Origin of the sequence: Actinoplanes sp. NBRC 103695 (assembly GCF_030269485.1) — a bacterium.
GTDB lineage: Bacteria > Actinomycetota > Actinomycetes > Mycobacteriales > Micromonosporaceae > Actinoplanes.
The window spans coordinates 1-1,329 of the sequence record NZ_BSTL01000106.1 but is presented as its reverse complement, the minus strand read 5'-3'; the positions used below and the strand labels follow the sequence as shown (position 1 = coordinate 1,329).

General features: G+C 66.6%; 1 protein-coding gene. It reads left to right on the top strand.

Annotated elements, in window-relative coordinates; all coding sequences use genetic code 11:
• Nucleotides 1-76: 76 nt before the first annotated feature.
• Nucleotides 77-1,299 (top strand): IS3 family transposase gene (locus tag QSK31_RS48455; protein WP_285691987.1). Its coding sequence is split into 2 segments (ribosomal slippage): nucleotides 77-389 and nucleotides 389-1,299, totalling 1,224 coding nucleotides; the frame shifts between segments, so codons are not numbered across the junction.
• Nucleotides 1,300-1,329 lie beyond the last annotated feature (30 nt).

Below are 1,329 nucleotides of genomic sequence, written 5' to 3'. Positions count from 1 at the left end.
GGGCCTTGCCCCTTGATCTTGGACACTTGAGCCGGGGATCTTGATGGTCCTGGGAGATCTGGAGTCCTGGAAGATCATGGTGAACAAGCATTATCCGCCCGAGTTCCGGGCTGACGCGGTCGCGTTGTACCGGTCACGTCCCGGTGCGACGTACTTGTCGGTCGCTGATGATCTCGGCGTGAACCGGGAGACGTTGCGTAGCTGGGTCAGAGCCGATAACGAGCGTCGCGGTGTTCGCCCGCCCCGGCCGCGGCCGGCGGCGGCGGGCGTGGCCGATGCTGGGGTGCCGGACTCGGTCGAGCGGGAGAACGCTGATCTGCGGCGGCGGGTCCGCGAGTTGGAGGAGGAACGCGACATCCTGCGTAAGGCGGCCCGGTATTTCGCCGGGGAGACGCGCTGGTGAACCGCTTCCAGTTCGTCGCCGATCACCAGCAGCGCCACAGCGTGAAGCGGTTGTGTACGGTCCTGAAGATTCCCCGCTCGAGTTTCTACTACTGGAAGTCCACCGCCACGCCCCGGGCCGCCCGCGACGCCGCGGACGCGGCTCTGGCGGTGCGGATCCGGGCGGTGCAGGCCAGGCATGACGGCACCTACGGCGCGCCGCGGATCACCGCGGAACTGCACGGGCAAGGAATCACGGTCAACCATAAGAAGGTCGCCCGGGTGATGCGCCGGTACCGGATCCGCGGTCTGCGGTTACGCCGCAGGGTGCAGACCACGATCCCGGACCCGGCCGCAGTGAAAGCACCCGACCTGATCCGCCGGGACTTCACCGCCACAGCGGTCAACCAGCGCTACGTCGGCGACATCACCTACCTGCCCATCGGGGAACGCGGCTTCCTCTACCTGGCCACCGTCATCGACCTGCACTCACGGCGCCTCGCAGGCTGGGCGATCGCCGATCACATGCGCACCAGCCTGGTCATCGACGCCCTGCACGCCGCCGCCCGGACCCGGGGCAGCCTCGACGGGGCCATCTTCCACAGCGATCATGGAGCCCAATACACGTCCAAGGACTTCGCCGAGGCCTGCCGGGCCGCCGGGATCCGGCAATCGATGAGCAAGATCGGCAGCTCCGCCGACAACGCCCTCGCCGAGTCGTTCAACGCGACCTTCAAACGCGAAACCCTGCAAGGCCGCCGCGCGTTCACCGACGAACACGAAGCCCGCCTCACCAGCTTCGGCTGGCTACACCGATACAACACCATCCGCCGCCACTCCCACCTCGGACAGCAATCCCCGATCAACTACGAAAACAACATTCAAACCACGCCAGCTACGCTGGCGACAGCCGCATAAACCCGTGTCCAAGAACAGGGGTCAAGGCCC